Annotated in this window: 23 protein-coding genes and 1 pseudogene; 13 read left to right on the forward strand and 11 right to left on the reverse strand. The window is 67.6% G+C overall.

The annotated features are described in order from the left end of the window. Positions 1-345 precede the first annotated feature (345 nt). The gene (locus KXD97_RS01065; RefSeq protein WP_260755048.1) at positions 346-1,614 is read left to right on the forward strand and encodes an amidohydrolase; all 1,269 of its coding nucleotides are present in this window, start codon (positions 346-348) and stop codon (positions 1,612-1,614) included. A 46-nt stretch (positions 1,615-1,660) separates the two neighbouring features. Here the strand turns inward: KXD97_RS01065 and KXD97_RS01070 are convergent, their stop codons facing one another. Together KXD97_RS01070 and KXD97_RS01075 are read right to left on the reverse strand one after the other, a co-directional pair. Further along, complete coding sequence (locus tag KXD97_RS01070; RefSeq protein WP_260755049.1) at positions 1,661-1,972, reverse strand: DUF308 domain-containing protein; 312 nt, start codon at positions 1,970-1,972, stop codon at positions 1,661-1,663. Positions 1,973-1,999: 27 nt separating this feature from the next. Then, positions 2,000-2,623: a flavodoxin family protein gene (locus tag KXD97_RS01075; protein ID WP_260755050.1), complete on the reverse strand. Its 624-nt coding sequence runs from the start codon at positions 2,621-2,623 to the stop codon at positions 2,000-2,002. Between the two features lie 110 nt (positions 2,624-2,733). Here KXD97_RS01075 and KXD97_RS01080 point away from each other — a divergent pair, with 110 nt between their 5' ends. After that, a complete protein-coding gene (locus KXD97_RS01080; RefSeq protein WP_396884638.1) occupies positions 2,734-2,928 on the forward strand; it encodes a hypothetical protein in 195 nt (64 codons plus the stop codon). Positions 2,929-2,975: 47 nt separating this feature from the next. On the opposite strand, the gene KXD97_RS01085 is transcribed toward KXD97_RS01080, so the two are convergent. The 4 genes from KXD97_RS01085 to KXD97_RS01100 form a co-directional block, all read right to left on the reverse strand. Next, positions 2,976-3,344: a hypothetical protein gene (locus tag KXD97_RS01085; RefSeq protein WP_260755052.1), complete on the reverse strand. Its 369-nt coding sequence runs from the start codon at positions 3,342-3,344 to the stop codon at positions 2,976-2,978. A gap of 5 nt (positions 3,345-3,349) precedes the next feature. Then, positions 3,350-3,607: a Rho termination factor N-terminal domain-containing protein gene (locus KXD97_RS01090; RefSeq protein ID WP_260755053.1), complete on the reverse strand. Its 258-nt coding sequence runs from the start codon at positions 3,605-3,607 to the stop codon at positions 3,350-3,352. 68 nt (positions 3,608-3,675) lie between these two features. Next, a complete protein-coding gene (locus KXD97_RS01095) occupies positions 3,676-4,698 on the reverse strand; it encodes a DNA topoisomerase IB (protein WP_260755054.1) in 1,023 nt (340 codons plus the stop codon). A 73-nt stretch (positions 4,699-4,771) separates the two neighbouring features. Further along, positions 4,772-5,953 (reverse strand): zinc-dependent alcohol dehydrogenase, encoded by a 1,182-nt coding sequence (locus KXD97_RS01100; RefSeq protein ID WP_260755055.1) that lies wholly within the window; start codon positions 5,951-5,953, stop codon positions 4,772-4,774. A 158-nt stretch (positions 5,954-6,111) separates the two neighbouring features. On the opposite strand from KXD97_RS01100, the pseudogene KXD97_RS01105 reads away from it, so the two are divergent. Beyond that, positions 6,112-6,686 (forward strand): annotated as a pseudogene (locus KXD97_RS01105) (hemerythrin domain-containing protein). A gap of 75 nt (positions 6,687-6,761) precedes the next feature. Here the strand turns inward: KXD97_RS01105 and KXD97_RS01110 are convergent. Continuing rightward, the gene (locus tag KXD97_RS01110; RefSeq protein WP_260758262.1) at positions 6,762-7,559 is read right to left on the reverse strand and encodes an SDR family oxidoreductase; all 798 of its coding nucleotides are present in this window, start codon (positions 7,557-7,559) and stop codon (positions 6,762-6,764) included. Positions 7,560-7,664: 105 nt separating this feature from the next. Further along, a complete protein-coding gene (locus KXD97_RS01115) occupies positions 7,665-8,183 on the reverse strand; it encodes a DUF6328 family protein (RefSeq protein WP_260755056.1) in 519 nt (172 codons plus the stop codon). Between the two features lie 124 nt (positions 8,184-8,307). Between KXD97_RS01115 and KXD97_RS01120 the strand changes: the two genes are divergently transcribed. Continuing rightward, complete coding sequence (locus tag KXD97_RS01120; protein ID WP_260755057.1) at positions 8,308-8,583, forward strand: DUF4235 domain-containing protein; 276 nt, start codon at positions 8,308-8,310, stop codon at positions 8,581-8,583. A 41-nt stretch (positions 8,584-8,624) separates the two neighbouring features. On the opposite strand, the gene KXD97_RS01125 is transcribed toward KXD97_RS01120, so the two are convergent. Next, positions 8,625-9,296 (reverse strand): hypothetical protein, encoded by a 672-nt coding sequence (locus KXD97_RS01125; RefSeq protein WP_260755058.1) that lies wholly within the window; start codon positions 9,294-9,296, stop codon positions 8,625-8,627. A gap of 221 nt (positions 9,297-9,517) precedes the next feature. Between KXD97_RS01125 and KXD97_RS33250 the strand changes: the two genes are divergently transcribed. The 7 genes from KXD97_RS33250 to KXD97_RS01155 are packed head-to-tail and all read left to right on the forward strand — an operon-like array spanning position 9,518 to position 17,627. Then, positions 9,518-9,616: a potassium-transporting ATPase gene (locus KXD97_RS33250; RefSeq protein ID WP_396884639.1), complete on the forward strand. Its 99-nt coding sequence runs from the start codon at positions 9,518-9,520 to the stop codon at positions 9,614-9,616. Beyond that, positions 9,598-9,699 carry a potassium-transporting ATPase subunit F gene (locus KXD97_RS01130; RefSeq protein WP_260755059.1) on the forward strand — a complete coding sequence of 34 codons (102 nt, stop codon included), beginning with the start codon at positions 9,598-9,600 and terminating at the stop codon, positions 9,697-9,699. The genes KXD97_RS33250 and KXD97_RS01130 overlap by 19 nt, the downstream gene beginning before the upstream one ends. Next, complete coding sequence (gene kdpA / locus KXD97_RS01135; RefSeq protein WP_260755060.1) at positions 9,699-11,372, forward strand: potassium-transporting ATPase subunit KdpA; 1,674 nt, start codon at positions 9,699-9,701, stop codon at positions 11,370-11,372. The genes KXD97_RS01130 and kdpA overlap by 1 nt, the downstream gene beginning before the upstream one ends. Beyond that, the gene (gene kdpB / locus KXD97_RS01140; RefSeq protein WP_260755061.1) at positions 11,369-13,501 is read left to right on the forward strand and encodes a potassium-transporting ATPase subunit KdpB; all 2,133 of its coding nucleotides are present in this window, start codon (positions 11,369-11,371) and stop codon (positions 13,499-13,501) included. The genes kdpA and kdpB overlap by 4 nt, the downstream gene beginning before the upstream one ends. A 2-nt stretch (positions 13,502-13,503) precedes the next feature. Then, positions 13,504-14,379 carry a potassium-transporting ATPase subunit C gene (locus tag KXD97_RS01145; RefSeq protein ID WP_260755062.1) on the forward strand — a complete coding sequence of 292 codons (876 nt, stop codon included), beginning with the start codon at positions 13,504-13,506 and terminating at the stop codon, positions 14,377-14,379. Positions 14,380-14,385: 6 nt separating this feature from the next. Continuing rightward, complete coding sequence (locus KXD97_RS01150; protein WP_260755063.1) at positions 14,386-16,938, forward strand: sensor histidine kinase KdpD; 2,553 nt, start codon at positions 14,386-14,388, stop codon at positions 16,936-16,938. Then, positions 16,935-17,627, forward strand: coding sequence for a response regulator (locus tag KXD97_RS01155; protein ID WP_260755064.1), 693 nt, complete (start codon positions 16,935-16,937; stop codon positions 17,625-17,627). The genes KXD97_RS01150 and KXD97_RS01155 overlap by 4 nt, the downstream gene beginning before the upstream one ends. A 65-nt stretch (positions 17,628-17,692) precedes the next feature. Here KXD97_RS01155 and KXD97_RS01160 read toward each other — a convergent pair whose 3' ends face one another. Beyond that, on the reverse strand, positions 17,693-18,574 hold the full coding sequence (locus KXD97_RS01160) for an alpha/beta fold hydrolase (RefSeq protein ID WP_260755065.1): 882 nt from the start codon (positions 18,572-18,574) through the stop codon (positions 17,693-17,695). A 37-nt stretch (positions 18,575-18,611) separates the two neighbouring features. Here KXD97_RS01160 and KXD97_RS01165 point away from each other — a divergent pair, with 37 nt between their 5' ends. Continuing rightward, positions 18,612-20,483: a propionyl-CoA synthetase gene (locus tag KXD97_RS01165; RefSeq protein ID WP_260755066.1), complete on the forward strand. Its 1,872-nt coding sequence runs from the start codon at positions 18,612-18,614 to the stop codon at positions 20,481-20,483. 86 nt (positions 20,484-20,569) lie between these two features. After that, positions 20,570-21,040, forward strand: a complete 471-nt coding sequence (locus tag KXD97_RS01170; RefSeq protein ID WP_260755067.1) for a DUF4383 domain-containing protein — start codon at positions 20,570-20,572, stop codon at positions 21,038-21,040. A gap of 5 nt (positions 21,041-21,045) precedes the next feature. Here the strand turns inward: KXD97_RS01170 and KXD97_RS01175 are convergent, their stop codons facing one another. After that, the gene (locus KXD97_RS01175) at positions 21,046-21,666 is read right to left on the reverse strand and encodes a hypothetical protein (RefSeq protein ID WP_260755068.1); all 621 of its coding nucleotides are present in this window, start codon (positions 21,664-21,666) and stop codon (positions 21,046-21,048) included. Positions 21,667-21,743: the final 77 nt, after the last annotated feature.

Here is a 21,743-nt window from a genome sequence, read left to right on the forward strand (position 1 = left end):
TAGGTACCGCAGTGCTTTCGTTTAGACTCAGCTCCGGCCAACGCAGCCAACACCGTATCCGCAGCTAAAGGCATATCTCCCGACGGATTCCAGAACTGGCAAACACAACAAACGCCCAGTTCAGAGGATTTTAAGTCCGCTGCCTCTGCCAATTGGGCTATGGGGGCATCCCACCTCAGGGGCCCACCCAGCCGGCCCCCGACGTTCAGAGGTGACCCTAGCGGTCCGCCGCCCGCACTGGGGACGGGTCCCTCGATCACCGCGAGGTGCTCACCGGGCGGTCCGGCGCGGTTTGCCTGCGCGCGGGCGAGGCAATCCCGCTGCCATCGATATGTAGGAGCCAAGATGCCCACTTCGTCAACCGCAGCCGATGCCGTGCTGCAGGGCCTGGCGGGAATCCGCGGTTGGCAGGAGGACTGCTACCGCGACCTGCACCGCCACCCCGAACTGTCACATCAGGAGCACCGAACCGCACAGCGGGTGTCCGAGGCGCTCAACGCCGCCGGCTATCACGTTCACGACGGTGTCGGCGGCACCGGTGTGGTCGGGACGCTCGGCAACGGATCCGGCCCCACAGTGTTACTGCGCGCCGACATGGACGCACTGCCCGTCCTTGAGGAAACCCGGCTGCCCTACGCGAGCACCGTGTCGAGCAGAGACGACCACGGCCACGAGGTCCCGGTGATGCACGCCTGCGGCCACGACGTCCACGTGGCCGCCCTGCTCGGTGCCGCCCGACTGCTGGCCGAGGGTCGCGCCCACTGGCAGGGCACCGTCGTGGCGCTCTTCCAGCCGGCCGAGGAAACCGGCGACGGGGCGCAGCGCATGGTCGATGACGGGCTAGCGGAACTGCTGCCCCAGGTCGATGTGGCTCTCGGCCAACACGTACTGCCGCTACCCGCCGGGATGGTCGGTGTGCACGAGGGTCCCTTCCTCGCGTCGGCCGACAGCATGCGTGTCACGGTCTTCGGCCGGGGTGGCCACGGTTCGATGCCTCAGTCGACGGTCGACCCGGTGGTGCTCGCCGCGATGATCGTGGTGCGCCTGCAGACCGTGGTCGCCCGCGAGGTCCCCCCTGTCGAGCCCGCCGTGCTCACCGTCGGCAGCATCGCAGCGGGCAGCAAGAGCAATGTGATCCCCGAACGCGCCGTGCTCCAACTCAACATCCGGACCTACAACGACCGCACCCGCACGGCCGTCCTCGATGCGGTCCGGCGGATCGTCACCGCCGAATGCGTCGCGTCGCGGTCTCCGACGGATCCGGAGTTCGAGCTGTTCGACCGATTTCCATTGACCGACAACGACGTCGATGCGACGGCACGCGTTCGCGAGGCATTCCGCGCCGCATTCGGAGACCGATGCGTGGAGCTGCCGCAGGGCGCCGCCAGTGAAGACTTCAGCGCCATCCCGGCAGCGCTCGGAGCTCCCTACACGTACTGGGGTATCGGCGGTATCGATCCCGACGAGTATCAGGCCGCCGCAGCGGCGGGCACGGTCGAGCAGGACATCGCGGCGAACCACTCCCCACGCTTCGCGCCCGTCATCCAACCCACGCTCGACACCGGCACCGCGGCGCTGGTGACCGCGGCAATGGCATGGCTGGGCCGGGCTTGACAGACCGACTCGGTCGAGTGCTCACCATCTTTCGGCGGCCGAGGCGTCAGCTCGTCGGCGGCTCGTAATGTGCCTCGGGGTGTTGCTGATGCCAATCCACCTGCTTCTTTTGCACTTTGTGATGTGTGCGGTTGAGCCAGAGCAGGCCACCGGCCATGAACAACACGGCGAGGATCACCGCCACCACCCCGGTGGCGGTGCTGCTGTTGGCGAACGAGAAAAGTCCGACAACCAAGCTCAGAACGCCGAGTCCGACGGCGACCAAGCCCGGGGCGTTGGTACCGGCCTTCATGGTCTCGCCGGCGTGCTGGCGGGTGGTCCGTGCGTGATCGACGGGATCACGTGATGTGTCAGGCATGATGCTCCTTTCGCTGACGTACGGCCATCACTGATAGGGCGGGTACTGCGACTGCTTCAACACCCGCGCGAGGTAGACGGCGTTGCGAGCGGCTGCTGCTGTGGCCGAGGCAATTTGTTCGGGCACCTCGTCGAGATCCTTGTAGTCACCGGTCTCCATCGCCGGTCCGTTCCAGTAGGTGCACCCCTGCGCGGGGATGGTGTAACCCACGTCGTTGAGACCCTGGAACACATCCGCGACAACCTTGTGGGCGCCGTCCTCGTTGCCGACGACGCTGACAAGGCCGACCTTGCCGAGCATTGAGGGTCGCCCCTGCTCGTCGGTGTTCGACAACTCGGCGTCCAGGCGCTCCAGTACCCGCTGCGTCACCGAAGACGGGTGCCCCAGCCAGATCGGGGTGCTGATCAGCAGGATGTCGGCGTCCAGGACCTTCTGGCGGATCTGCGGCCACTGGTCGCTGCCGCCCATGTCGGCCTCGACGCCGGGCGCGATGTTGAAGTCCACACAACGCACTGCCTCACATTCGGCGCCTTGCTCACGCAGCGTCTCAAAGACGTACTCGGCGATCAACGCGCTGCTGCTCTCGCCCGGGCTCGGGGTGAGAGTGCAGACAAGTGCCAGAGCGCGCACAGGTGTTGCGGAGTCGGACATGCGGTGGTCATACCCGACGCAAATTCGCCCAAACGGCTGCGCCGCGGACGTCACAGGATCCGACTAGTCATCCCGCGCGACCATGAGTTTTGAACCACCGTGACGCGGGCATGCCGGACCGCATGAGCGAACCCCATTCTGAAAAGGCCGAATCCGACGTCGAGGCCGACCCCAAGGTCGCGGGCTCACGCGCGGCCAAGGACACTGACGATCCGAGCGAGGGTCCCTACGTCGGTCGCGCCAGCGGCGACGACGACTTCGACGCCGGTGAGTCCGGCGCCGAAGCGCGCAGCAACGACGGCTGACCGCGGCTTCGGGTCAACCCGGTTCAGACCGGGCTCGGGACGGATTACTACTTCTTATCCCATGGAGGGGTTTCGCCCATCTTGGCGTCGTACTTTGCCAGATGACTCTTCACCCGGTCTATGTCCTTCTCCGGCAGATCAATTCCCCCGCGGGACCCTTGCATGATCGCGCCGGCGGCCATGACGGCCCGCGGCACCGCACGCAGTTCCCCGTCGATCACATCGGCGGTCAGCAGCTTGTACGCCGTGAATTTCTTCTTATTGTCCTGGTCGTACCAAATGTGTGCGTCGCGGTATGGGGCATTCGGCTCCTCGGTGGCGCCGGCCCATCTGCGGACGCGTTTCTCGGCGGCGCCACCGTCCCACTTGCGATCACGGTCGGCCAGCGGCAGATCCTGGAAAGCAGTGACCGCCATGGCGACTAGTGATTACGCAGCTGGTTGATCAGTTTGTCCTTGGTCAGGTGGGAGTAGCCGGAGATGCCGAGTTCCTTGGCCCGCTTCTTGAGGTCGCCAACCGTCCAGTCGTCGTACGAGCCGGACTGCCCGCCCCGGCGGCCGACCTTCGATTTACCCTGCGCAGCGGCCGCATTCGAGATTCGCGCAGCCTTCTCCTTCGAGTTTCCCTCGCGCCGAAGATCCTCATACATCTTCTCGTTCTTGATCGATGAGTTCGGCATGAACCTCGCCTCCCTTGATAACGATGTGTTCGTCTCAGGCTTCCCCGGCCACGTGGCAACAAAACCCCTCAACTCTTGGCCACCCGTCGAATCAGTGTCCGGGTCGCCTTCTCCAGCAGCAGCTGCGCCTCATCCGGGGCCGAGGTCTTGGACGCCCGGCGCACCGCCGACGCGATCGTCAACCCACGCGCATATCCGTCGACGACGCGCGGATCTACGTAGGATGCCCGAGCCACCGCAGGGGTGTTTCCCAGTTCCTCTGAGACCTCCTTCATCACTCCGGCAGCGGCCCGTTTGATCGCGGTCTTGGATGTCGGGGGCTTCGCGTCGGCGAACGCCGCGGCCGCCAATACCGTGCCGTGCCAGGTCCGTAGGTCCTTCACGCTGAACTCGTCGCCGACGAGTTCCTTGAACCGCGCGTTGAGATCGTCGGCGCGCACGTCGACCCAGGTGCCGTTGGAGCCGTTGAGACACACCAGCAGTCGGTCCGAGCGCTCTTCGCGCCGCATCAGCGCACGCACCGCCCGTACCACTTCGGGATCGTCGATCTCGACGCTGCGCTGGACACCGCTCTTGGCGGGGTAGTCGAACACCACCGCGCCGTTGCGCAATGTGACGTGCTCGCACAGCAGCGTGGCCAGGCCGTAGTGCTCGTGTTCCTCGGCGTACTGCTCCCCGCCGGCGCGGAAATAGCCCCGGTCGAGCAGTTGCAGCGCCAGCGCCAGCACCCGCTCGCGGTGCAGGCCGCGCTTTCCGAGATCGTCGGCGATCTGAGCCCGCCATTGCGGCAAGCGCACCGACAGCTCCAGCACCCGGTCGAATTTTTCCTCAGCCCGCTCCTGCTGCCATCGCTGGTGATAGAGGTACTGGCGCCGCCCGGCGGCGTCGGTTCCGACCGCCTGGATGTGCCCGCTCGGTGTCGGGCTGATCCACACGTGCTTCCAGGCAGGCGGGATAACGAGTTCTTTGATGCGTTGCGTGGTGTCCGGGTCTGCCAGCAACTCGCCGTCAGGCGTGTAGTAGGTAAAGCCCTTGCCGCGGCGTCTGCGGACTATGCCGGGAGTGTTCAACTTGCTGCGTGTCAGCCGCACGGAAGGCACCTCTCGGGAGCGTTATCCCGCCTGGGTACCCGCCAGTTCCCCACTCACACACAGTCACTCCAGCTCAGGGCTGTAAGACAACCTTGACTGCGCCGTCGGCCTTCTCCTGGAAGATCTTGTAGGCGTGCGGCGCCTCGTCCAGCGGCAGGGTGTGCGTGGCAAAGGTGTCCACGCCCAGCGGATCGGAGTCGGTCAGCAACGGCATGATGTCGTCGACCCACTTCTTGACGTTGGCCTGACCCATCCGCAGCTGGATCTGCTTGTCGAACAGGGTCAGCATCGGCATCGGGTCGGCCATGCCGCCGTAGACGCCGATCAGTGAGAGCGTGCCTCCTCGACGCACACAGTCGATCGCGGTGTAAAGCGCTTCGAGTCGGTCCACACCGGCCTTCTCCATGATCGGTTTCGCGAGGGCGTCGGGCAGCAACGACGCGGCCTGCTGGACCAACTTGGCCACCGGCGAACCGTGCGCCTCCATACCGACCGCGTCGATCACGGAGTCGCTCCCGCGTCCGCCGGTGAGACGACGGACCTCGTCGCCGACCGAGCCGTCGACGTTGTTCAGGTCGATCGCATGGATACCGCGCGCGGTGGCGCGAGCGAGGCGCTCGGGCACCAGGTCGACCCCGAACACCTGGTAGCCCATGTGCTGGGCGATGCGCGCGGCCATGTCACCGATGGGACCCAGCCCCAGCACGGTGACGGTTCCACCGTCGGGCACACCCGCGTACGCGACCGCCTGCCACGCGGTGGGAAGCACATCCGAGAGGTAGACAAACCGCGAGTCCGGCGGACCGTCCGGCACCTTGATGTGGGTGAACTGGGCCTGCGGCACGCGCAGATACTCAGCCTGTCCGCCGGGCACCGAACCGTACAGCTCGGAATAGCCGAACAGCGCCGCGCCCATGCCCTTGTCGCGCACCTGTGTGGTCTCGCACTGGGTGTACAGCTTCTGGTCGCACATGAAACAGTGCCCGCAGGAGATCTGGAACGGGATGACCACCCGGTCCCCTACGGCCAGGTTCGACACAGCGCTGCCCACCTCGCGCACGACACCCATCGGCTCATGGCCGAGAATGTCACCTTCGTTCATGAATGCTCCGAGCACCTCGTAAAGATGCAGGTCGGAACCACAGATATTGGTCGACGTCACCTCGATGATCGCATCGGTGGGTTCTTCGATCGACGGATCCGGGACGGTGTCGACACGTACATCCCGCTTGCCATGCCAGGTCACTGCCTTCATGATCCCGTCACTACCCGGTGGGGGCCGACCCAAACCCGGTTCGACACTACGGCGGAGGGGTTTTCCGGCACGTCGTGCCGGGTATCGATCCCGACGAGGCGCTCTCCAACGATGCGCGCCTCGACAGCCCAACTTCCAGTTTCACCAAGGAGATTCACGTGACCGCACCGACAATCGGATCGGCCCGGGACGTCGTCGACTACCTCAAGTCGCAACACGAGACCTCAAGGCGTTGTTCATCGAGACCCTCGACGCCGCCGACGCGGCGTCCCGGCAGGACGCCTTCACCCGCCTGCGCACCATGCTGGCGGTGCACGAGACCGCCGAGGAGATGGTCGTGCACCCCCGCGTCCGGCGCAAGGCCGAGGGCGGGGCGCAGATCGTCGACGAGCGCCTCGTCGAGGAGCACGACGCCAAGGTGCTGCTGCGCGACATCGAGAAACTCCCGATCGACAGCGCCGAATTCAGCAAGTCGCTGATCCACCTCCAGGCCGCCGTGCTCGAGCACGCCAAGAACGAGGAAGAGTTGGAGTTCACCGCCCTGGAGGCGGCCGTCGGTGACGACGAACTGGCCAAGCTCGCCGACGCCGTCGCCGTCGCCGAGCGCATCGCGCCGACCCATCCCCACCCGGGCGTGGAGTCCGCGGCCGCGAACTTCGCCGCCGGCCCGTTCGCCTCCGTCCTCGACCGCGCCAAGGACGCGCTCGGCGCCGTGTTCGCCAAGCGTTCCTGAGGGCACGCACCGAATACCGGTTCACCACAACGGCCGCCACTTTCCCGCAGTGGCGGCCGTTGTGGTGAATCGGGCTCAGCCGGGCAGTGTTTCGCCGCCGATCGGGGCGAGCACCTCGCCGCTGTAGTACGAGGACATCCGTGAGGACGCGAAGAAGACGTAGGACGGTGCGATCTCGTCGGGTTGGGCCGCGCGTCCCATCGGCACCTGCTCTCCGAAGGACTCGGTCTTCTCGGCGTCCATTGTCGCCGGGATCAGTGGAGTCCAGACCGGGCCCGGTGCAACGCAATTGACGCGAATATTGCGGTCGGCCAGCGACTGCGCCAACGAGTAGGTCAGCGCGATCACCGCACCCTTGGTGGCCGAGTAGTCGATCAGGGTCTTGTTGCCGCGCAACCCGTTGATGGAACCGGTGTTGATGATCGCAGACCCGTCGGGCAGGTGCTGCAGGGCGGCCTTGGTGACGTAGAAGAAGCTGTCGATGTTCACCGCGAAGGTGCGCCGCCATTGCTCGTCGCTGATCTCCGTCAGGTCCGACGCCGGCGACTGAAACGCCACATTGTTGACGACGATGTCCAGTCCGCCCAGCTGTTTGACGGTCTCTTCCACCACCGCACGGCATTGCGCCGGGTCGGCCAAGTCGCCCGGCAGCCGGATCGCCCGCTGTCCGGCTTCTTCGATCAGCGACGCCGTGTGCGCGGCGTCGTCCTCTTCGCTCAGGTAAGCGATCGCGACGTCGGCGCCCTCCTTGGCGAACGCGATCGCGACGGCCCGGCCGATGCCCGAGTCTCCCCCGGTGATCAGCGCCCGTTTGCCCGCCAGCTGGCCGGTGCCCACGTAGTCGCGCATCTCGTCGCGCGGCTTCGGTGACATGTCCCCGGTTTCACCGGGGTACGGGATCACTGCATCAGGTGTCACGTCATCACTCACGGCGCGTGCGTACCCGGCGACCGGCCCCCGAAACTACGGGCCCCCAAACTACGGAGTCGGCGGCTGCCGGTTGCCGTTGCGCATGGCCAGCGGCAGCGCCAGCCAGAACACGATGAACAACACCAGCGCGAAGGCGCCCGCGGTCAGTGCCGGGCCGAGACCTGCCACCGCGTCGAAGATGATGACCGTCACCCCGGTCACCGCGAGCGCCAGCAGCACCAACCCCGCGTAGGCGCACCGGTGCGCCGCCCGGACCAGCGCGTCCAGGCGGTGACGGCGAAACAGCAGCCGGTGCATCCCCACCGGGGCGATCAGAAGGGCGGTCGACGCCACCGCCGCACACACCGTCGCCAGGAAGACTCCCTGCATCGACTCGCCGAGAATGTCGAAACGCTGCTGGAACGGCAGGGTGAGCAAAAAGCCCGTCAGCAGTTGCACTCCGGTCTGCACCACCCGCAACTCCTGGAGCAAGCTTGCCCAATTGCGGTCCAGACGCTCGGTCTCGGTCTCCCGGGGTCGGTTACGGGGGTCCCAGTCCGCTTCGTCGGCCGTTCGCTCGGCGTCCACCTCGCGATCCTCCCACCAGCCGAGTGCGCACGTGCCAGGTTTGGCCGGTGCCCACCTGGGTAGACGCTGGGCAAGCGTGCCCGCACCGCATACACATCTGTGCCGCATACACATTGGAGTGACGATGAGCAAGATCGCGAGATCGCTGTACACGCCGCTGTCGGTGGCCACCGGCGTCGGCGGCGGACTGCTCGCCGGGGCCATCTTCGGACAGGTCTGGAAGCGCGTCGGTGACAACGATCCGGAGCCGCCCGACCCCAAGGACCTGACCCAGTCGACCAAGACGGTCATCACCGCGGCGGCGATCCAGGGGCTGATCGTCGGTATCGTCCGGGCAGCCCTTCAGCGCGCCGGCGCCCGTGGTTACCGGGCCGTCACCCACGAGATGCCGCCGTCATAGCTGCGCCGCGGAGTCGTCGGGCCTTGACGCGATCGGCCCGGTCACCGCGTCAGCGGTGTCAGCACCACCGCGGGGCGCGGTAACCGCCACCGGGCGCAACCCTCGTCCAGCGCGTCGTCCACCGCCGCCGCAATCCGGCGCAGCTGTCGTGTGTGCCCCCCGAGCCAAATCCCGGCCGACCCGCCGGACAGGCTGATCCGGGTCAGGTTCAACCCGCAGTCGCGCAGCACAGCGGTGTGGTTCAGCACCCGTTCGGCGGCCGCGCCCCACTGCGCGGGATCGCCGAAACCGTCGACGTCGGCGTGCATTCCGACCACATCGAGTCGCCGCTCACCCAGCACGGCGGGACCCCGTTCGTCGAGATAGACGTGTTTCGTCGGCTCCGGGCAGGTGGCCAGCACACCGACGTGCCGCTCGGTCGACACGACGAAGCGCGTCACGCCGAGCGCCGCCGCGCGGCGGATGGTGCCGGCGTGCCGATCGCACCGCAGCATCACCTGGCGTGGGCGCACACCGCCGGCCTGCACCGCCGCCAATTCCTGCGCCCCGCAGGCCGTCACGGTGAGACCGCGGGCACGCACGCACGCCGCGACAGCCGGGTCCCGCAGTACGGTCGCCGGCAGACCGCATCCGGCCATCGCGAGGATGCGTCGCACACAGTGCACCGAGGCGGGCAGCCGGTGCGGGGAGGACGGCACGTCCAGGAGAGTCATCAATTCGGTGTACCCGCGCACCCTGGCAGCACTCGCCGATCCGCACGGCATCCTGACGGAAGACTCCCAGACTTTGACGGCGCTCTGAGGTTCGCATGGAGGGCGTAAAAACGCCCCACTCCCCCGTCAAGAAACCGTCAACGCGCAGCTCACGGGCCGCTGCACGGCCATACCTTGGCCTTCGCGATCCGCCACTGGGGCGGAGGCGTAAACGAGCAGGGGTGCTGACAATCGTGATCTCCGTGGTGACCTATGTCGCGCTGACGGTGGCGATCTTCGCCGTCCTCGGCGCCGTGCAGAAGTGGATGGAAGGGCTGTGACGCAGAACCTGATCGGCCTGGCACTGGCGACGTCGATCGCGGTGTTCCTGTTCGCGGCTCTGCTGTTCCCGGAGAGGTTCTAGTGAGCGCCGAACTCGCCGGGATCCTGTTCCTGGTCTCGCTCGTCGTCGCGCTGGCCGCGGTGCACGTACCGCTCGGCGACTACATCTACCGCGTGTACAACACGGCACGCGATTCCCGCGCCGAGCGCGCGGTATACCGGCTCATCGGCGCCGATTCCGGCGCCCAACAGACGTGGGGCTCCTACGCGCGCAGCGTGCTTGCGTTCTCCGCGGTGAGTCTGCTGTTCCTGTTCGTCCTGCAGCTGGTGCAGGGCAGACTGCCGCTCGCGCTGACCGACCCGGGCACCCCGATGACACCCGCGCTGGCGTGGAACACCGCGGTCAGTTTCGTCACCAACACCAACTGGCAGGCCTACTCGGGCGAATCGACCCAGGGTCACCTCGTGCAGATGGCCGGGCTCACGGTGCAGAACTTCGTCTCGGCTGCCGTCGGGATGGCGGTCGCCATCGCCCTCGTGCGCGGCCTGGCGCGCAGCAGCACCGCCCAACTCGGCAACTTCTGGGTTGACCTGGTACGCGGCACCTTCCGAATCCTGTTGCCGGCGTGCGTCATCGGGGCCGTCATCCTGATCTCGGGCGGGGTGGTGCAGAACTTCGCACTGCACGACCAGGTGGTGACCACCCTGGCCGGGGCGCAGCAGACCATCCCCGGCGGCCCGGTGGCCAGCCAGGAGGTCATCAAGGAACTCGGCACCAACGGCGGCGGGTTCTTCAACGCCAACTCGTCACACCCGTTCGAGAATCCCACCGCGTGGACGAACTGGGTCGAGATCTTCCTGCTCAGCGTCATCGCATTCTCGCTGCCCCGGACGTTCGGCCGCATGGTCGGCAGCCGCCGACAGGGTGTGGCGATCGTCGCGGTCATGGCCCTCATCGCGCTGGTCAGCGTCAGCCTGACGATGTTCTTCCAGGTGCAGCACCACGGCACCGTGCCCACCGCTGTGGGCGCATCCATGGAAGGCGTGGAACAGCGTTTCGGAGTGGCGAATTCGGCGGTGTTCGCCGCGGCGACCACGCTGACGTCGACCGGGGCGGTGAACTCGTTCCACGACTCGTACACCAGCCTCGGTGGCATGATGCCGATGCTGAACATGATGCTCGGCGAGGTGGCGCCCGGCGGAGTCGGTTCCGGTCTGTACGGCATGCTGATCCTGGCGATCATCACCGTGTTCATCGCCGGCCTGATGGTCGGGCGCACCCCGGAGTATCTCGGCAAGAAGATCACACCGCGCGAGATCAAGCTGGCCGCAATGTATTTCCTGATCTCGCCGTTGATCGTGCTGGCCGGGACCGCTTCGGCCATGGCCCTGCCGGGCCAGCGGGACGCCATGCTCAACACCGGACCGCACGGCCTGTCCGAGGTGCTCTACGCGTTCACGTCGGCGGCCAACAACAACGGTTCCGCGTTCGCCGGCATCAGTGTGAACACCACCTGGTACAACACCGCGCTCGGCCTGGCCATGATCGTGGGCCGGTTCCTGCCCATCATCGTCGTGCTGGCGCTGGCGGGCGCGCTCGCCAGACAGGGCAAGACACCGGAATCGGCGGGAACTCTGCCCACCCACCGGCCGCAGTTCGTCGGCATGGTCGCCGGCGTGACGCTGATCCTGGTCGCCCTGACGTTCCTGCCCATGCTCGCGCTTGGACCCCTCGCCGAAGGACTCCACTCATGACCGTCACCACCGTCGACGCCGCCCGCCGAAAGCATGCCGGGGCCGGCTCCACCGCCAAGGTCGGCGGCGGACTGCTCGACCCGAAGATGCTGTGGACCTCTCTGCCGGACGCGATCCGCAAGCTCGACCCCCGCACGCTGTGGCGCAATCCGGTGATGTTCATCGTCGAGATCGGCGCGGTGTGGAGCACCGTCCTGGCCTTCATCGACCCGTCGTGGTTCGCGTGGTTGATCGTGGTCTGGCTGTGGTTGACGGTGGTCTTCGCCAATCTCGCCGAGGCCGTCGCCGAGGGGCGCGGCAAGGCTCAGGCCTCCAGCCTGCGCAGAGCGCAGACGGACACGATGGCCCGACGGATCACCGGCTCGGGGGGCGAAGAGCAGGTCGCCGCGCCGCTGCTCTGTCAGGGCGACCTCGTCGTGGTCGAGGCCGGACAGGTCATCCCCGGAGACGGCGACGTCGTGGAAGGCATTGCGTCGGTGGATGAGTCGGCCATCACCGGTGAATCTGCGCCCGTCATCCGGGAATCGGGTGGTGACCGGTCGGCGGTCACCGGCGGAACCACCGTGCTGTCGGACCGGATCGTCGTCCGGATCACCCAGAAGCCGGGTGAGAGCTTCATCGACCGGATGATCGCTCTGGTCGAAGGCGCCAACCGGCAGAAGACCCCCAACGAGATCGCGTTGAACATCCTGCTCGCCGCGTTGACCATCATCTTCGTGTTCGCCGTCGCAACCCTGCAGCCGCTGGCGATCTACTCGAAGGCCAACAATCCCGGTGTGCCGGACAGCCTGGCGCTCAACGGAAACGGGGTCACCGGCATCGTCCTGGTGTCGCTGCTGGTGTGCCTGATCCCGACCACGATCGGTGCCCTGCTCAGTGCCATCGGCATCGCCGGCATGGACCGTCTCGTGCAGCGCAATGTGCTCGCCATGTCCGGTCGTGCCGTGGAAGCCGCCGGCGACGTCAACACCCTGCTGCTCGACAAGACCGGCACCATCACGCTGGGCAACCGGCAGGCCGCGGAATTCGTCCCGCTACCCGGTGTGACGCCGGAAGCACTGGCCGACGCCGCGCAGCTTTCCAGCCTGGCCGACGAGACACCGGAAGGCCGGTCGATCGTCGTGTTCGCCAAACAGGAGCACGGGTTGCGGGCGCGCCAACCCGGGGAACTCGCACGTGCTGTCTGGATCGAGTTCTCCGCCACCACCAGGATGTCAGGGGTCGACGTCGACGGGCACCGACTCCGCAAGGGGGCAGCCACGGCCGTTGCCGAATGGGTGCGATCCGAAGGCGGCACCGTGCCCACCGAACTCGGCCCCGTCGTCGACGAAATCTCGGCCGCCGGTGGCACCCCGCTGGTCGTCGGTGAGATCCGGGAAGGCGAAGACGCCAGGGTGCTCGGGGTCATCCATCTCAAAGACGTCGTCAAGCACGGCATGCGGGAACGCTTCGACGAGATGCGGCGCATGGGCATCCGGACGGTGATGATCACCGGCGACAATCCGTTGACCGCCAAAGCCATCGCCGACGAGGCCGGGGTCGACGACTTCCTCGCCGAAGCCACCCCGGAAGACAAGATGGCACTGATCAAAAAGGAGCAGGCCGGGGGGCGACTGGTCGCGATGACCGGTGACGGTACCAACGACGCGCCCGCACTCGCGCAGGCCGATGTCGGGGTGGCGATGAACACCGGCACCTCCGCGGCCAAGGAGGCCGGCAACATGGTCGATCTCGGCTCGGACCCGACCAAGCTGATCGAGATCGTCGAGATCGGTAAGCAGTTGCTGATCACCCGCGGCGCGCTGACCACGTTCTCGATCGCCAACGACATCGCGAAGTACTTCGCGATCATCCCCGCTCTGTTCGTCGGCCTTTTCCCGGGCCTGGAGCTGCTGAACATCATGCGACTACACAGCCCGCAGTCGGCGATCCTGTCCGCGGTGATCTTCAACGCGATCATCATCGTCGCGTTGATTCCCCTGTCGCTCAGAGGGGTTCGCTACACCCCGAGCAGTGCGTCGAAGCTGTTGAGTCGCAACCTGTACCTCTTCGGGCTCGGCGGAATCGTCGCACCGTTCTTGGGCATCAAACTGATCGACCTCGTCGTCCAACTCCTTCCAGGAATGTGATCATGAACCTGTTCAACACCTTTCGGCAGCACTGGGCCGCGCTGCGCGCACTGCTGGTCTTCACCGCCGTGCTGGGCATCGGCTATCCGGTACTGATCTGGCTGATCGCCCAGGCGCCGTTCCTGTCCGACAGGGCCGACGGTTCGATGCTCCACGTGGGGGCAGGGCCGGTCGGCAGCAGCCTCATCGGCCAGTCCTACACCGATGCCGACGGCAACCCGTTGCCGCAGTACTTCCAAGGACGGCCGTCGGCGGCCGGAGACGGCTACGACCCGATGGCCAGTGGCGCGAGCAACCTGGGCCCGGAGAGCATCGTCGATCAGCCCGGCACACCGAGCCTGCTCACGTTGGTGTGCTCACGCAGCGCCACGACCGGCGAACTGGACGGGGTCAGCGGCGCCCGCCCGTACTGCACGGAAAACGGGGTGGGCGCGGTGCTGTCGGTGATCGGTCCCCGCGACGCCGCAGGCGACGTCGTCCGCCCCACCACGGTGGTCAGCGTGAACGAGCCGTGCGCGACCACGGCGACGCCGTTCGTCGCCGACTACCGGGGAGTCCGGGTGCGTTGTGCGGCCGCAGGTGAGGATTACCGCACCGGCCAACTGGTACCTGTGCGCGGAACGGCGTCGGCCGACCCGCCGGTGCCGGCCGACGCCGTCACCGCCGGCGGCAGTGGGCTCGACCCGCACATCTCACCGGCTTACGCCGACCTGCAGGTGAATCGTGTCGCCGCCGCCCGCGGCATGAGTGCCGAGCAGGTGCGGGCGCTGATCGCCGAGCACACCGAGGGCCGCACGCTGGGCTTCCTCGGTGAACCACGGGTCAACGTGCTTGAGCTGAATCTGGCGCTGGATGCAAACACCGCGAACGGGACGTGACGCGGCGTGGATGATGAACCTGTGGTGACATCAGCGTGCCGGTCGAAGCGCGGAGAGCTGCGCATCTACCTGGGCGCCGCGCCGGGCGTCGGTAAGACGTACGCGATGCTCGGCGAAGCGCACCGGCGGCTGGAACGCGGCACCGACCTGGTCGCCGCGGTGGTGGAGACCCACGGCCGCAGCAAGACCGCCGAACTGCTCGCCGGTATCGAGGCGGTGCCCCCGAAGCTCATCGAGTACCGCGGTCGGAGCTTCCCCGAACTCGACGTCGAGGCGGTGCTCCGGCGCAGTCCGCAGGTGGTCCTGGTCGACGAGCTCGCCCACACCAACACCCCCGGCAGCCGAAACCCGAAACGCTGGCAGGACATCGAGGAACTCCTCGACGCCGGCATCACCGTGATCACCACCGTCAACGTCCAGCACCTGGAGAGCCTCAACGACGTCGTCACCCAGATCACCGGCATCGAACAGCAGGAGAAGGTCCCCGACGAGGTGGTGCGGGCCGCCGACCAGGTGGAGCTGGTCGACATCACCCCGGAAGCGTTGCGGCGCAGGCTCGCCCACGGAAACGTGTACGCTCCCGAACGGATCGACGCGGCCCTGTCCAACTACTTTCGCCGCGGCAATCTCACCGCGCTGCGGGAGCTGGCGCTGCTGTGGCTGGCCGACCAGGTCGACGCCGCGCTGGAGAAGTACCGGGCCGACAACAAGATCACCGACACCTGGGAGGCCCGGGAACGCGTCGTGGTCGCCGTGACCGGCGGTCCAGAGTCGGAAACGTTGGTGCGCAGAGCGTCTCGTATCGCCTCGAAGGCCAGCGCCGAACTGATGGTCGTGCACGTGATCCGCGGCGACGGGCTGTCCGGGGCATCAGAGGCCCGAATGGGGAAGATCCGAGAGCTCGCAGCCAGTCTCGGTGCGACGCTCCACACCGTCGTCGGTGACGGCGCCGGTGGGGTGCCGGACGCCCTGCTCGACTTCGCCAGAGAGATGAACGCCACCCAGCTGGTGCTCGGCACGTCCAGACGCTCCCGGTGGGCGCGGATCTTCGACGAGGGCATCGGCGCGGCCGTCGTGCAGAAGTCGGGCCGCATCGACGTACACATGGTGACCCACGAGCAGGCCGGCGCCGAGCCGCTCCGGGCCAGAGTGACTCCTCGGCAACGTCACGCCGTCTCGTGGCTGGCCGCACTGGCTGTTCCCTCCGTCATCTGCGCGGCCACCGTCCTGCTGCTCGACCCGTTGCTCGGCATCGGTGGCGAGAGCGCGATGTTCTTCATCGGCGTCCTGGTCGTCGCGCTGCTCGGCGGAGTGGCGCCGGCCGCGCTTTCGGCCGTGCTCTCCGGTGCGCTGCTCAACTTCTTCCTCGTCGATCCGCGGCACACATTCACCATCGCCGAGCCTGACAGTGCGATCACGATCGTGGTGCTGCTCGTGGTGGCCGTCGCGGTCGCCGCACTCGTCGACAGCGCGGCCAACCGGGCGCGGGAGTCCCGCCGCGCGGCGCGCGAGGCCGAATTACTGGCCATGTTCGCCGGGGCGGTGTTGCGCGGCGCCGACCTGGACACGCTGCTCGAACGCGTGCGCGAGGCCTACTCACAGCGGTCGGTGACCCTGGTCCGCGGCGAAGCCGGCGCCGGCGAGGTGGTCGGCTGCGCCGGCGCCGAACCGTGCATGACGCCCGGGTCCGCCGACACGGCCATCGAAGTCGGCTCCAAGGACGACCCCGAGGAATTCTGGTTACTGCTCGCGGGGCGCAAACTCGACGCCAGGGACCGCCGGGTGCTCAGCGCCGTCGCCAACCAGGCCGCAGGTTTGGCCAGGCAGCACGAACTCACCGAGGAAGCCGACCGGGCGCAGGCGATCGCGCGGGCCGACGAACTGCGCCGCTCACTGCTGTCGGCGGTCAGCCATGACCTGCGCACGCCGCTGGCCGCCGCCAAGGCCGCGGTGTCGAGCCTGCGCGGTGAGGACGTCGGGTTCTCCCCCGACGACACCGCCGAGCTGCTGGCCACCGTGGAGGAGTCGATCGATCAACTGTCGGGCCTGGTCGGCAACCTGTTGGACTCCTCCCGGCTCGCAGCCGGGGTGGTGCGTCCGCAGCTGCAGTCGGTGTATCTGGAGGAGGCGGTGCCGCGCGCGCTGCTCGGAATCAGCCGCAGCAGCACGGGTTTACGGGCAGGGCTGGACCGGGTCAAGGTGGAGGTCGGCGACTCGGTGGTGATGGCCGACAGCGGCCTGCTGGAGCGGGTGCTGGCCAACGTGATCGACAATGCGCTGCGCTACGCCCCTGACGGCCCGGTGCGGGTCACGGCGGGGCAGGTCGGCGACCGCGTCCTGATCGCCGTCGCCGACGAGGGGCCGGGGCTCGCGCGCGGCGCCGAGGACGAGCTGTTCGCGCCGTTCCAGCGGCTCGGCGATCAGGACACCAGCAGCGGTGTCGGACTTGGTCTTTCGGTGGCCCGAGGTTTCGTCGAGGCGATGGGCGGCACCATCTCGGCGACCGACACCCCCGGCGGCGGGTTGACCATCGAGATCGACCTGGCGGCATCGCGATGAACTCGGTCAAGACCCGAGTCCTGGTCATCGACGATGAGCCGCAGATCCTGCGGGCGCTGCGGATCAACCTGTCGGTGCGCGGCTATGCGGTGTACACCGCGGCCACCGGAGCCGAGGCGCTCAAGACCGCCGCCGATCACAAGCCCGACGTGATCGTGCTCGATCTCGGGCTGCCCGACATGTCGGGCATCGAGGTGCTCGCCGGTCTGCGGGGGTGGCTCTCGGCGCCGGTGATCGTGCTGTCCGCGCGCAGCGACTCGACCGACAAGGTGGAGGCACTCGACGCCGGCGCCGACGACTACGTCACCAAACCCTTCGGCATGGACGAATTTCTGGCCCGCCTACGGGCAGCGGTGCGTCGTGGCACCGTCGCCGCCGACACGGACGAGCCCGTCGTCGAGACGGCGTCGTTCACCGTCGACCTCGCGGCGAAGAAGGTCACCAAGAACGGCGTCGAGGTGCACCTGACGCCGACCGAGTGGGGCATGCTGGAAATGCTCGTGCGACACCGCGGCAAGCTGGTCGGCCGAGAGGAACTGCTCAAAGAGGTGTGGGGACCGGCTTACGCCAAGGAGACCCACTACCTGCGGGTGTACCTGGCGCAACTGCGGCGCAAGCTCGAAGACGACCCGTCACACCCGGTGCACCTGCTCACCGAAGCCGGCATGGGCTACCGCTTCCAGCAGTAGCGCCCAGTGCCCCCGCGGAATAGCGTTCCTGGCTGTTGCCGCAGGCGATTTCGCGACCAGGAATGCTATTCCGCGGGGGACGTGGCGGGGAATTCCTCGGCCAGCGCGATCAGCTTGGCGCGCACCAGGTCTGGCTGCTCGTCGAGAATGAAATGCCCTCCGTCGACGACCTCGATCTTGTAGTCGTCGGCCCGCGCCGTCTCCGCCGCGGCGAGATCCGGGTGGATCGCGGTGTCCTTGCGGCCGAACAACACCCGCGTCGGCACCGTCGACCATCGGCGCTCACCGTTGCGCACACCGGCAGGCACCTCCTTGGTCAGGAACGTGCGGTAGGTGTCGCGGGCCGTCCGGGCCACCACCGGATCCCGGAAGCGGTCGGCATACACCCGCGCCGTCTGCGGATCCATCTTGGCCGCCACCCGGAAGATCAGCTTCTCCAGGTACGGGGTGCGGCGCTGCAGCGGCACCCCCACCGACGCCACGAACGGCTGGTAGAGCAGGAACCGCCACAGGTGCGGCGCCATCGCCTTCGGCGGCACCCACACGTGGGCGATGTTCAGCGCCAGGTAGGCGTCGACGCGTTCAGGTACCCGCAGCGTGAGCAGGTGGCCGATGTAGCCGCCCCAGTCATGGCCGACGAGCAGCACCCGGTCCAGGCCCATGGCGTCCATCAGCGCCACGAGGTCGCTGACCACGTCCTCCTTGGCCCATTTGTGCGGGGCCGGCCCAGACCATCCGTAGCCCGGCAGGTCGGGCGCGATGATGCGCAGCCCCTCAGGCGGGTCGGCGAGCAGCGAACGGTAGGCCCAGTGGTGCTGCGGCCAGCCGTGCAGTGCCAACACCGGCCTGCCGTTCTCGGGACCGGCCTCGGTCACGTGGAAATCGACGCCTCGGGCGGTGACGCGGCTGCGGCGCACCCCGTCGATCGGCGGGGGTTGGTTCGTCATGTTCCAGAGAGTAATCGGCAGGTACTACGGTGCTCCTATGCCCGGGTATCGCGACCTCTTCGACGCCAGCATCAACGACGCGATCGCGTTCTGGAAAGACGCAGCCCGCGCCGTGACGTGGACACGGCCGCCCGAGCGCATCCTCGATGACGGCAACCCGCCGCTCTACCGATGGTTTCCCGATGCCGAGCTCAACACCAGCGCGAACGCGCTGGACCGGCACGTCGCCGACGGCCGCGCCGATCAGCCCGCACTGATCTACGACTCGGCGGTCACCGACACCAAACGCACCTACACCTACGCCGAACTGCTCGATCAGACCGCGCGGTTCGCCGGTGTGCTGCGCGGCCTCGGCGTCGGCAAGGGCGACCGGGTGGTGATCTACATGCCGATGATCCCCGAGGCCGTCATCGCGATGCTGGCCTGCGCGCGTCTGGGCGCGGTGCATTCGGTGGTGTTCGGCGGCTTCGCCCCCCATGAGCTGGCGGTCCGCATCGACGACGTGCGCCCGACGGTGATCGTGTCGGCGTCGTGCGGCATCGAGCCGTCGCGCTGCGTCGAGTACAAGCCGCTGCTCGACGCCGCGATCGGGATGGTCGCCCACCCGCCCAAGCACTGCGTGGTGGTGCAGCGGGACCGACTGCAGTGCGACCTGGTCGACGGCCGGGACCTGGCGTGGTCGGACGTGATGGCCGACGCCGAACCGGTCGACGCGGTGCCGGTGGCGGCCACCGACCCGCTGTACGTGCTGTACACCTCCGGCACCACCGGCAAGCCCAAGGGCATCGTCCGCGACAACGGCGGGCACGCGGTGGCGCTGCTGTGGACCATGCGCCACATCTACGACATCGACCCCGGTGACGTGTTCTGGGCCGCTTCGGACGTGGGCTGGGTGGTCGGCCACTCCTATATCGTCTACGCGCCGCTGCTGCTCGGCGCCACCACGGTGCTCTACGAGGGCAAGCCGGTCGGCACCCCCGACCCGGGGGCGTTCTGGCGGGTGGCCTCCGAGCACGGGGTCAAGGCGCTGTTCACCGCACCGACGGCGATCCGCGCCATCCGCAAGGAAGACCCACACGGCAAGTATCTGGACGACTACGACCTGTCCGGGCTGAAGTACCTGTTCCTGGCAGGCGAACGCCTCGACCCCGACACCTACCACTGGGCGTCGGAGAAACTCGGCATCCCGGTCGTCGACCACTGGTGGCAGACCGAGACGGGCTGGCCGATCGCCGCGAATCCGATGGGTACGGAACAACTTCCGCTCAAAGCCGGCTCCCCCACCGTGCCGATGCCCGGCTACGACGTGCGCATCCTGCACGACCACGGACACGAGTGCGCCCCGGGAGAGGAAGGAGCGATCTGCATCAAGCTGCCGCTGCCGCCCGGCACGCTGCCCACGCTGTGGAACGCCGACGACCGCTACCAGGCGTCGTACCTGACCGAGCACCCCGGCTTCTACCTCACCGGTGACGGCGGCCATTTCGACGAAGACGGCTACCTGTTCGTGATGGGACGGATCGACGACGTCATCAACGTCGCCGGGCACCGCTTGTCCACCGGCGCGATCGAGGAGGTGCTGGCGACCCATCCGGCGGTGGCCGAGTGTGCCGTGATCGGCGTCGCCGACGAGATCAAAGGCCAGGCGCCGCGCGGTCTCGTCGTGGTCAAGGCCGGCGCGAACGTCGACGGGCTGGCCGAGGAACTCGTGCAGCTTGTGCGCGACGAGATCGGCGCCGTGGCGGCGTTCAAGGTCGTCGACGTGGTGCCGGCGCTGCCGAAGACACGCTCGGGCAAGATCCTGCGCAAGACGATGCGCGGGCTGGCCGCCGGCCGGGACGAACCGGTGCCGTCGACCATCGAGGATCCGTCCGTGCTCGACGCGCTGGGCCCCATCCTGCGACCCTGACCCCGCCGGCGGCGTGTTACGGCCCGCCGAGGATGGGTATCTCCCGAGCACGCTCGTCGATCAGCGTGTGCGGAAGGAGGCGGGTCATGTCGTCGGCGGCCCCGAAATACATGGCGGTACAGGGTGCGGCGATGATCGTGGCGTCCGTGCTCGCCATCCTCGGCGTGCTGGGGTTCGTGCCCGGCGTGACGTCCGGACTCGACCAGCTCGGCTGGTTCGGTCAACATTCCGGGGCCCGTTTGTTCGGCACATTCACCGTGTCGATGCTGCTCAACCTCGCTCACCTGGTCGTCGGTGCGGCGGGCTTCTATTTCGCCCGCTCGTACGCGGGGTCGCGGGCGTACCTGCTGGCCGGCGGTGTGCTGTACATCGGGCTGTGGCTGTACGGCACGTTCGTCGAAGTCGGCAGCGACGCACGCGTGATCCCGCTCAACGCCGCCAGCAACTGGCTGCACCTGGGTCTCGGATCGGTGATGGTGCTGCTGGCGGTGACACTGGCCGGTCAGCACGATCCGACCAAGCGGCGCGCACGACTGCGCCGCCCGGCCCCGCAATGAGGATCTCAGACCAGTTCGGGCACCCTCAGGTGCGCGATCGCCAACTCGAAGTCGCCCTCCTCCAGCACTTCTGCGCCCGCCTGTTCCACGGTCGCGTCCCGCAGCCGGTCGAGCTGGGACCGGTGCCGCTGTAGCGCTTCTGCGCTGTCGTAGGCCGACGACACCACCGCCCTTGCCATTTCCCTGTTCACCAACAGGCTTGTGCTGCAATGCCCTTCGAGTTCGTCGAGGGCCGGCAATACCTGATTCCGGAAGATGTCGATCCCGGAGTCGACATGGCTCGGGTCGATCTTGGCCCAGCTGACCCGCACGCAGGCGCCTTCGGCGCTCTCGTGGTGGCGGTGCATGACGGCGATCTCCCAGTCCGCCATCTCCACGTTGCCGCCCAGGATCTGCGCCGCGCGGTCACGCACCTCGCGGACCAGTGGTGCGCTGGCACGCATCGCCTCCTCCGTCTGCCAGGCGCTGGTGGCGATGCATCGGCCCGATTTCCGGTCGGCGAGCAGCGAGAAACCGATGAACCCGTGCAACTTCTGCAGCTCGGGCATCACCGACCCGCGGATGTAGGCGATTCCGTCATCGACCGATGACGGCCGCCCCCAGACGGTCGTTGTTCGTGCATACACTATCCGCCTCCTTCGGACGAGGCAGCGTCGTGACGGCGCCGCCGTCGGGCTGATTGTCCTCCGCCGGGCGCCGGGCA

This window comes from Mycobacterium sp. SMC-8 (assembly GCF_025263565.1).
Taxonomy (GTDB): domain Bacteria; phylum Actinomycetota; class Actinomycetes; order Mycobacteriales; family Mycobacteriaceae; genus Mycobacterium.

Excerpts from the sequence above, each read along its gene's own strand:
- KXD97_RS01065 (WP_260755048.1), top strand. The coding sequence starts at position 346 with ATGCCCACTTCGTCAACCGCAGCCGATGCCGTGCTGCAGGGCCTGGCG.
- KXD97_RS01125 (WP_260755058.1), bottom strand. The coding sequence starts at position 9,296 with ATGACTCTCCTGGACGTGCCGTCCTCCCCGCACCGGCTGCCCGCCTCG.
- KXD97_RS01070 (WP_260755049.1), bottom strand. The coding sequence starts at position 1,972 with ATGCCTGACACATCACGTGATCCCGTCGATCACGCACGGACCACCCGC.
- KXD97_RS01075 (WP_260755050.1), bottom strand. The coding sequence starts at position 2,623 with ATGTCCGACTCCGCAACACCTGTGCGCGCTCTGGCACTTGTCTGCACT.
- KXD97_RS01155 (WP_260755064.1), top strand. The coding sequence starts at position 16,935 with ATGAACTCGGTCAAGACCCGAGTCCTGGTCATCGACGATGAGCCGCAG.
- KXD97_RS01080 (WP_396884638.1), top strand. The coding sequence starts at position 2,734 with ATGCCGGACCGCATGAGCGAACCCCATTCTGAAAAGGCCGAATCCGAC.
- KXD97_RS01090 (WP_260755053.1), bottom strand. The coding sequence starts at position 3,607 with ATGCCGAACTCATCGATCAAGAACGAGAAGATGTATGAGGATCTTCGG.
- KXD97_RS01170 (WP_260755067.1), top strand. The coding sequence starts at position 20,570 with ATGTCGTCGGCGGCCCCGAAATACATGGCGGTACAGGGTGCGGCGATG.
- KXD97_RS01110 (WP_260758262.1), bottom strand. The coding sequence starts at position 7,559 with ATGTCACCGAAGCCGCGCGACGAGATGCGCGACTACGTGGGCACCGGC.
- KXD97_RS01165 (WP_260755066.1), top strand. The coding sequence starts at position 18,612 with ATGCCCGGGTATCGCGACCTCTTCGACGCCAGCATCAACGACGCGATC.
- KXD97_RS01085 (WP_260755052.1), bottom strand. The coding sequence starts at position 3,344 with ATGGCGGTCACTGCTTTCCAGGATCTGCCGCTGGCCGACCGTGATCGC.
- kdpB (WP_260755061.1), top strand. The coding sequence starts at position 11,369 with ATGACCGTCACCACCGTCGACGCCGCCCGCCGAAAGCATGCCGGGGCC.
- KXD97_RS01100 (WP_260755055.1), bottom strand. The coding sequence starts at position 5,953 with ATGAAGGCAGTGACCTGGCATGGCAAGCGGGATGTACGTGTCGACACC.
- KXD97_RS01160 (WP_260755065.1), bottom strand. The coding sequence starts at position 18,574 with ATGACGAACCAACCCCCGCCGATCGACGGGGTGCGCCGCAGCCGCGTC.
- KXD97_RS01145 (WP_260755062.1), top strand. The coding sequence starts at position 13,504 with ATGAACCTGTTCAACACCTTTCGGCAGCACTGGGCCGCGCTGCGCGCA.
- KXD97_RS01120 (WP_260755057.1), top strand. The coding sequence starts at position 8,308 with ATGAGCAAGATCGCGAGATCGCTGTACACGCCGCTGTCGGTGGCCACC.